Here is an 8693-nt window from a genome sequence, read left to right as displayed (position 1 = left end):
TTTAATATTGAGCGCAAATTTTATATGATGGTCTATAGGGTTCACGGTTTTCTCATATCCTTTTAAATGATACTGTTGTGGGTGGATTTTTTGGATGGGAGCTGTGGGCTCTTTTTTGCGCAAAAAATCCTGTTAATAGCTTACCACTTTGTAAATTATCAACAGGAAAAAGTATAGAGCCAAATAAATTCAGCAAACAGCGCCAGCAAAGTAGCTTTTTCGCTACTTTTGCTGGCGCTGTTATGCGCTATAGATCATTTTTATCTACACAAGCTAGGAACAAACGACAGTTAAGAAGCCTGCCCCACTTTTAAATTAAACCGCCCCATTTATTAATTGCTGTGCTTGCTGGCGTGCTTGTTCAATGTGCGGATAGCGCCAACAAGTGGTTAAATGCAGATTAAGCACGCCAGCGTTAGCCAGCAGTGCGTAACAATTGGTTGGCCCCATGAACTGAAAGCCGGCTGCTTTAAGCTGGGCGGCCACTGCCATTGCTCCTTCATCATAGCGCGGAATAGCCGTTGTCGTGGTAAACTGCGTGACTTTAGATTGCCGCCATAATAGCTGCCGCAAAGTTTGGCCCTGTTGCTGCAACCGTTCCAAAGCAAATGCATTACGTTGTGTGGCGACTAATTTGCGCTGATTTCGGATCAACGCCGGATCCGCCAACGTTGCAAACAGGAGCGCCGGATTCGTTTGCCGCAACCACGCCGCCGAAAAAGCATGAAAAGTTTGGTTTAGCGCCGCACGCTTACGCAGCAATACGGTTCGATTCAACCCGGATTGCCACACTTGTAAACACAATAATTGAAATAATTGGGCCTCGGTCGTCACCGGAACGGCCCACTCAGTATCATGAAATTCTTGTAATTGCTGCTGCGCCCATGGGCAACGTTTTAACGCTAACATGGATTAACCTCCTTGTGTTTTAATGCCGCACTAAAGTTAATCTTCGCAGTTTAAACGTTAAAAATTCAGCAATAATAAAAGTAAATTACCTAAATACTGCGGCTTGGCCTGTAGTTCACGCCGCACCTGACTCGTGTGGTCGGTGATCACTTTGGCCGCATTTAAATGCCGCACTGCCTGTAAGGCCCAGTTATGCTCGACGGTCCACACATAAAGTGGCTTGCCTTGCCGGCGTGCTTGCGCCACGATCAATGGGTTTAACGTTCGCCAATCCGTACTATAAAAATCGGCTTGGTTGGCTGGTAACCCCACAACAGTAAACGGTAGAATATACCCAACCGGTGTTAAGCCGTGCTGCCGCAATAATTTGACCGCCGCTAAGCTAGTGCAGTGAAATTGGGTCGTTGGCAGTAATTTGCCGCGATATTGCTGCACAAACTGGGTGGTCACTGCCGGCCAGTCCTGCTTGGCCTTAAGTTCCACCAATAGTGGCTGGTGCGCTTGTTGTGCCGCCTTTAAATAGGCTGTAAAACTAGCATAATGTGCCGTTTGACCATTTTTGGTGAGCGGTAAGCGTTGTAACTGAGCCAAAGTTGTGGTGGCCACAGTTTGCTCGGTAGCCGCCAACTGGCCGGTGGTGGCATCATGGCTGACCACAAATTTTTGATCTCCGGTTAAGCGCAGATCAATTTCCACCATCGCCGGCCGCGCTGGCACAGTTTGGTGCAACGCCTGTAGTGTATTTGGTACCCCCGTGTTGCCGTTGACCCCGCGGTGAGCAACGATTTGCGGTGTCATCGCCGTTTTAGCAAAGAATTGCCCACTAAACGACCAGCCCAAGGCCAATAAAACCAGTAAGCTGCCACCGGCCCAGCGATAATCAATGACTACTGGCTGGTTCCGTAAACGCAGCAATAACCCTAACCACAAAACATATTTGCCGTTAAGCCATAGTAACCAAAATAAGCGGGCACTAAACCGCGCATTGATTCCGGCTAAATGATCACAACCCCACTGCAGCAGCAATAACCCGCCAGCTAGTAAAAGTAACGCCCCACACCAGCCAAACACTAGCTTTAACCGCCAAACAAAATGCGGACGCGCACAAAACCCGCTCGCCACAAGATACAGCACCAACAGAACCGGCAGAATTTGCCAACGGTGATTGATGACCTGATCAAATAAGGTTTGGGGAGGCCGCCAACTGTAACGCCAAAAGCTAAAACTCAATAACCCAGAAAAAGGCAGCCACAACCCGCCGCGTAAACTATGCCCAACTAATTGCCACCAGGTCAACGCTTGCGTTCGCTCGACCCAAGCGTAACTGATGAACAAAGTAAAAAGCAGCCAGCCCAATAATAAACCGGCGTGGCCGCTACTTTTACGATAAAGCCAATAACTACTTAAATTAAGGATCAATAATACCGCCATCGGCTTAACCCCCCGTTTTAAAAAACATCAACGATTTGAATCAGAAAATCTTGAATTCGCTTCGGCAGGTCACCGCGAATGATCAAGGCCTGTAAAAGCCGGTTTCGGTTGTACCACTGGTTCCAAAAGCCTTCGTTTTCTTGGGGTTGCAACGCCATCAAGCTGCGTTGCCAGTAATGAAGCAACATCAAAAAATAATCGGCGTATAGCTTATTTTTATTGACCAAATTCGCAATGGTCAACGCTAAGCGGTGATCTTCACCGAAAATCAGCGGTGTTTCTAAGCGCTGGTAACGTTCCAATAAAATAGTTAGGTAAAATAGCTTATTGGCCCGATTCAGCGCCGCATTTTCAGTGAGTTCATCCAATACATTGCCAACATGACTGTAAGCGTGCGCCCAACCACGCGTTCCAATATACCCCCGACCGTCACTTTCCATGGTTATGTAGCCGGCGATCCGCAAACTGATGGTTTCGATCGTGGCGGTAGTCAACGTGTGATAATGCATCCGATCAACGTACAAAACACCAGATAGGATCATCACACTAAAAGAACGCAAAAAAATGGCGTTACTTTTAGTTTCCAAAATATGCCCGTAAAGCATTTCCGGACTGATCAACCGTTGACTGATTCGGGTGATCTGTTCGGCCGTCAACAAGTGGGTCTGCAAAATATCATTAAATAAAAAATAAACCCCTTTATCCCGCACCAATGGATCCGTTGCCGCTAAATGATCCAACAAAAAGTTAATTTCTGCATCACTGAGCCCCGTTAAAGTCTTTTGCTTGATTTGTAACCGTAAAGACTTTACTTGGGCTAAAGCCGCAGTATTATCTTTTAATACCGGTACCGGCGTCCTTTTTTCATGTGGTAGATCATCGATCAATGCGTCTATTTTTTCCGGTAAGCGCTGGTATAACTCGCCACGACTCAATTTGGTTCTTAACTGGTCCAACTGGCGAAGCGTTTCTGCTACTGCATCCGTCATCTGTTGCCTCCATCTTGTCGGGTATGGCCAGGTCAGTCCTCAAAATGAAGCCCGCTCCCAAAACATACCCGACGTTATCTTTTCTCTTCTAGTTTACCACTTAAATGCTTTCGCTAACTCGCATCTTACCTGTGAAAATGCTATATTGAGATTATTAATTTATTGGAAGGAAGCCTGGTTGTGAGTAAGAAACATGATAAAGCCGGAAAAATGAATAAAACTTTGGTTGAGAAAATTCTTGATCAAGCAAAAATTGCCTACACGCAATTTGAATTTCCCACTGAACAAGACGGCGATGTACGTCAATTAAAACTCAGTGCCTTAAAAATCGATGATCATATGATCTATAAAACGTTGGTCATGACGGGCCAGAAAACCGGCCCGATCGTCGGGGTCGTCCCGGTTGACGAACGGATCAGCTACAAGAAATTTGCTAAGGTCACCGGCAACCGCAAAGTTGGGTTGGTTCCGTTAAAGGAATTAGTGGCTACCACCGGCTACGAACACGGGGCCAACACCCCAGTCGGTATCCATCAAAAATATAATTACCCGATCTACTTCAGTAACACTGCTAAAATTCAGCCAGAAATATTGGTTTCTTCCGGAAAAATTGGCCGTTCCGTCCAACTTGATCCCCGCCAATTAGTTAAATTTTTAGGTGCAAAGTTTGCGGATATTACCGAAGATGAGGACTGACCAATATCAATATAAAATAAGTTCCCAAAGTCGCTAAATAACGGCTTGGGGAACTTATTTTTGTTTGCCCGAACACTAAAAAGCAACTTGACGTTTTAAGCGGTACAGTTGGCCTTTAGTTGTGCAATTTGCCTTGTGCTGATTGTTCACGCGGCTGACTAGGCCTTAAATTTACGGCCGAACTTGGCCAGTACCGCGAACAACGTACTTAGTTGAAGTCAGCGCCGTTAAACCCATCGGCCCCCGCGCGTGTAACTTTTGCGTGCTGATGCCGATCTCGGCACCAAAACCGAATTCAAAGCCATCCGTAAAGCGGGTTGAGGCGTTAACGTAAACGACGGCGGCGTCAATTTGCTGCGTGAATTGTTGACTGTGCGCATAGTTATTGGTAATGATCGCTTCGGAATGTTTTGTGTTATAGCGATTGATGTGACTGATCGCTGCTGTAATGTCAGGCACTACTTTGATGGCCATAATATAATCGTTATATTCGGTGCCCCAATCCGCAGCTGTCGCCGGAATAAGCTGTGGTAAAATAGCCTGCGCCTGCGCATCGCCACGTAATTCAACGTGAAACGGTGCCAACGCTGCGGCCAATTGCGGTAGAAATTCCGCGGCGATTTGTTGATGAACGACTAACTTTTCCATTGCGTTACAAACTGACGGCCGCTGGGTTTTGGCGTTGACCACGATTTTTTGCGCCATAGCCAGATCCGCATCCGCGTCAACATAAACGTGACAGTTACCAGCACCGGTCTCAATCACCGGCACAGTAGCTGTTTGGACCACCGTTTGAATAAAGCGGCCGCTTCCCCGGGGGATCAGCACGTCCACGTATTCGTTTAGCTGCATCAAGGCTTGGGCCGTTTCGTGGGTGGTATCCGTGAGCAGTTGAATCGCCGTGGCCGGTAAATTGAATTGCGTCAATACCGTCTGCAAAACGGTAGCTAAAGCAATATTAGAGCGCAAGGCTTCCTTCCCCCCACGTAAAATCACGGCGTTACCCGCTTTAAAGGTTAAAGCTGCTGCATCAACGGTCACGTTAGGCCGGGCTTCATAGATCATTGCGATCACTCCCAGCGGTACCCGTTGCTGGGCAATTTGTAACCCACTTTCAGTTTGCCAGCCTTGAACAAGTTCACCGATAGGATCGGCCAAAGCGGCCACTTGGCGCAAGCCGGCCGCCATATCCTTGACCCGCTGCTGATCTAATTTTAAGCGATCAAGCATCACTTGGCGCACATGATTAGCATCTGCTGCCGCCATATCCTGCTGATTAGCTGCTAAAATAGTCGGTGTGGCGGCCTCTAGCGCATCCGCCATCGCTAATAAAACTTGATTTTTAGTAGCTGTGGCCAATTGTCCCAGCTCAAAAGCTGCGGTTTGCGCCGCTTGACCAATTTTCTGAATTGCTTGCATGGTGGACCTCCTTATCCTGGATGTTTACTGGTTAACGGCTGTACCTTGGCAGCTGCCGTCGCCTTGAACAGTGTGCCAACTGGCTCCCCCGCTAAAATATGATAAATAATTTGCGGATCACTACCGTTAGCCAGCACCATTTGTTGCTGGTGGGCAATAATTCGTTTGGCCGCTTTGACCTTAGAGGCCATCCCCCCCGTGCCATATTTAGTGCCGTGCCCACCAGCCGCCGCTAAAATTTGGGCGTTGATCTGGTTAATTTCCGGTAAAACCTGCGCAGTCGGATCTTGCGCGGGATTAGCTGTATAAAACCCATCAATATCCGACAACATGATCAATAAATCAGCGTCGATCAGATTGGTGATGATCGCCGCCAATAAATCATTTTCACCGAACTTAGTTAAGTGGTTAAATTCATCCACCGCCACACTATCGTTTTCATTGACGATCGGGATCACGTTCATCTTCATTAAGTTGCGAAAAGTATTCAGCGCGTTACTATGACTTTGCGGATAAGCGATCACGTCGCGGGTCAACAGCATTTGGCCCACCGTTTGATTATAAGTTCCAAACGCACGACCATAGATCGCCATTAATTCGCTTTGGCCCACTGCGGCTACGGCTTGTTGTTCCGGAATCGTCGCGGGTCGTTCAGTCAAGCCTAACTTATTCATGCCGACGCCAACTGCTCCTGACGAAACCAACACCACATCCTTACCTTGGTTTTTGAGATCACTTAAAACCAAGGCTAGCCGGGTGATCGCATGTAAATTCAGTTGATTATTGGCGTAGATCAAACTACTAGTGCCGATCTTGACCACGATCCGTTGTGCTTCGATTTGCCGCAACTCTGCCATAACACACTCATCCTTTTTAAATTATTAACGTCCCATTAAAATTAAACTCATTTTACCACAATCCACAGAGCCAGCCTAGCACAGGTTTAGAAAAGGCGCCTACTTCCACTGCCTCAAGGCCCAGCTCACCGCTAATTATACCCCAGCAAACTTCAGGGTTCAGCAATTAGGCGGCCAGCTGGATCAGGCCAGCGTTAACGGCTTAAGCTAAAACTTGAATTTTGTGGCGGTTACGCGTAAGGTCAAGGTGAATTCAATGAAAGTGGTGATTCCATGCAAGTTATCGTTCCAACTGAAAATGGTTACTTAGCCGCTCAATACGGTAAATATGCGCCTGCCAACGCTCGTGATGCCAACGGGCCGCTCTGTTCTTTTCCCGTTAAAGTTCTGGACTTACCTGCGACAACTAAAGTCTGGGCGTTGACCTTACTTGATTTTGATGCGGTGCCGGTTTGTGGTTTTCCTTGGATCCACTGGTTAGCCACTAATTTAGCGCCGACCCAAACTAATTTACCGGCCAACGCCAGTCGCGACTTGACCACAAGCATGGTCCAAGGAAAAAATAGTTTGGCCTCGCCGTTTCTTAAAAATAACGATCTGGTGGCCCACAGTCACTATATTGGCCCGACCCCACCAGATAAAACCCATCATTATCAATTAACGGTCTACGCCCTTGATCAACCGTTGGCTTTGCCTGCTGGGTACTGGCTCAATGAATTTTATCATGCTGCTCAAGGGCATATTTTAGCCCAAACCCAACTTGACCTACCTAGTCGCGCCTAAAATAACGCTCCCGACTGCACTTGAACAGCCTTTTTAAAGCGTAGCACAGCAATTAAATAGCGCCAGCCAAAGCAGTTTTTACTACTTTGCCTGACGCTATTAGTTTGCGCAGTTAGAAACGGCTTGCATTTCACCACTGAGCACCGTGATTCAATATGGCCCTTATTCCAGTTCTTCAACTAATTTTAATTCTGGGCCGGCCAATACAGGTTGCGCCGCTGGACCATTTGCCTTTTGTCGCAATTGTTCAGCTTGCCGCAAATGGCGAATGGCGCGCAGATAAGTGATCACTAAAACAATGCACGAGCCGATCCAGGCCAGCGGTTCGGATGCGGCGGCACCGGCATACCCAAAAGGCTTGACCAACACAAAAACGGCCAACGCCCGCATGAGCAATTCCGCAAAACCAGCGATGATTGCGATCAAGCTGTAGCCCAAACCCTGCAAGGTGTAACGCATCACAAACAGAATATCTAAAAACACATAACCACTGGCCATCACCAAGAAATAAGTCTGTGCCAGGTCTAATACCGCAGAATCGTGCCCAATAAAAAGTGTCACCAACCAACGCCCGCTTAAAATGATCGCCACACTTAAGACTAGGCTAAAGCCCACCGACAAAAACAAACTTTGCCGCACGCCTTTTATAATGCGCCCATAGGCCTGAGCACCATAATTTTGGGCCGCGTAAGTTCCTAACGTGATCCCCAGCGACATCATCGGCAAAGTGGCGATCTGATCAATTTTACTTGCTGCCGTAGAAGCCGCCACAGCATTGGTCCCTAAGTCATTCAGCGCAACTTGTAAAATAATCGCCCCAATGGCAATAACCGACGATTGAAACCCTAAGGGCAGGCCCATTCGCAAATGTTGCCAGTATATTTTTTTGTCCCATTTAAAATCGCGCCATTGCACCTGTAAATAAGGAATATGCCGGTAAATGTAAACTAAACAGAGCAACCCGGCAATGATCTGAGCCGTAACCGTTGCGTAACCGGCACCCGCCACACCTAGATGAAAGCCGATGATCAACACAAAATCTAAAATAATGTTGATCACACTGGCGATCACCAAGAAAATCAACGGCGTCCGGCTGTCACCTAACGCCCGCAACATATTAGAAAATAAATTAAACAGCATCGAAGCGCAGATCCCCGCAAAAATGATCCGAATAAACGCCACCGCCTGCGGCAAGATCGTGTTAGGCGTCGCCATTAAAACTAAAAATGGCCGGGTAAACGTAACGCTGATCACCGTCAGAACTAGTGCCACAACCAAACTGATCACAATACTGACACCAAAGCTACGACGTACCCCGCGAAAATCTTGAGCACCAAACCGTTGTGCGGTCAATAATGACAGGCCCGTGGTCATTCCCTGGGCAAAACCAATGATCAAAAATGAAAGCCCACCGGTGGCACCGACTGCTGCTAGGGCCTTGACGCCTAGTGTTTGGCCAACAATTAAAGTATCGGCAATATTATAAAACTGTTGAAAAAAGTTGCCGATCAATAATGGCAAGGTAAACCAAAGAATCAATTTCAACGGCCGCCCGTCAGTCAAAGTACGCACAACAAAATCCCCTTTCATTTCAGCAAGTCAATTTAGA

Annotated in this window: 8 protein-coding genes; 2 read left to right on the top strand and 6 right to left on the bottom strand. The window is 47.4% G+C overall.

Annotated elements, in window-relative coordinates; all coding sequences use genetic code 11:
- Window positions 1-315: 315 nt before the first annotated feature.
- Genes FFM78_RS08025 through FFM78_RS08015 form a run of 3 tightly spaced genes read right to left on the bottom strand, consistent with a single transcriptional unit; the run spans window position 316 to window position 3329 of the window.
- Entirely contained in the window at window positions 316-909 is a 594-nt protein-coding gene (locus tag FFM78_RS08025; protein WP_137637923.1) for a DNA-3-methyladenine glycosylase I, read from the bottom strand.
- 57 nt (window positions 910-966) lie between these two features.
- On the bottom strand, window positions 967-2340 hold the full coding sequence (locus FFM78_RS08020) for a glycerophosphodiester phosphodiesterase family protein (RefSeq protein ID WP_137637922.1): 1374 nt from the start codon (window positions 2338-2340) through the stop codon (window positions 967-969).
- A gap of 17 nt (window positions 2341-2357) precedes the next feature.
- Entirely contained in the window at window positions 2358-3329 is a 972-nt protein-coding gene (locus tag FFM78_RS08015; RefSeq protein WP_137637921.1) for a DUF2785 domain-containing protein, read from the bottom strand.
- Window positions 3330-3509: 180 nt separating this feature from the next.
- Between FFM78_RS08015 and FFM78_RS08010 the strand changes: the two genes are divergently transcribed.
- The gene (locus FFM78_RS08010) at window positions 3510-4025 is read left to right on the top strand and encodes an aminoacyl-tRNA deacylase (RefSeq protein ID WP_137637920.1); all 516 of its coding nucleotides are present in this window, start codon (window positions 3510-3512) and stop codon (window positions 4023-4025) included.
- Window positions 4026-4196: 171 nt separating this feature from the next.
- Here FFM78_RS08010 and FFM78_RS08005 read toward each other — a convergent pair whose 3' ends face one another.
- The gene (locus FFM78_RS08005) at window positions 4197-5444 is read right to left on the bottom strand and encodes a glutamate-5-semialdehyde dehydrogenase (protein ID WP_137637919.1); all 1248 of its coding nucleotides are present in this window, start codon (window positions 5442-5444) and stop codon (window positions 4197-4199) included.
- Between the two features lie 11 nt (window positions 5445-5455).
- Window positions 5456-6301, bottom strand: a complete 846-nt coding sequence (gene proB, locus FFM78_RS08000) for a glutamate 5-kinase (protein ID WP_137637918.1) — start codon at window positions 6299-6301, stop codon at window positions 5456-5458.
- A gap of 273 nt (window positions 6302-6574) precedes the next feature.
- Here proB and FFM78_RS07995 point away from each other — a divergent pair, with 273 nt between their 5' ends.
- Window positions 6575-7084, top strand: a complete 510-nt coding sequence (locus FFM78_RS07995) for a YbhB/YbcL family Raf kinase inhibitor-like protein (RefSeq protein ID WP_137637917.1) — start codon at window positions 6575-6577, stop codon at window positions 7082-7084.
- Window positions 7085-7246: 162 nt separating this feature from the next.
- Here the strand turns inward: FFM78_RS07995 and FFM78_RS07990 are convergent, their stop codons facing one another.
- A complete protein-coding gene (locus FFM78_RS07990) occupies window positions 7247-8656 on the bottom strand; it encodes an MATE family efflux transporter (protein ID WP_452233273.1) in 1410 nt (469 codons plus the stop codon).
- Between the last annotated feature and the right edge of the window lie 37 nt (window positions 8657-8693).

Origin of the sequence: Loigolactobacillus binensis, from assembly GCF_005405165.1 — a bacterium.
GTDB classification, from domain to species: domain Bacteria; phylum Bacillota; class Bacilli; order Lactobacillales; family Lactobacillaceae; genus Loigolactobacillus; species Loigolactobacillus binensis.
This window is presented reverse-complemented; position numbering and strand designations above follow the sequence as displayed.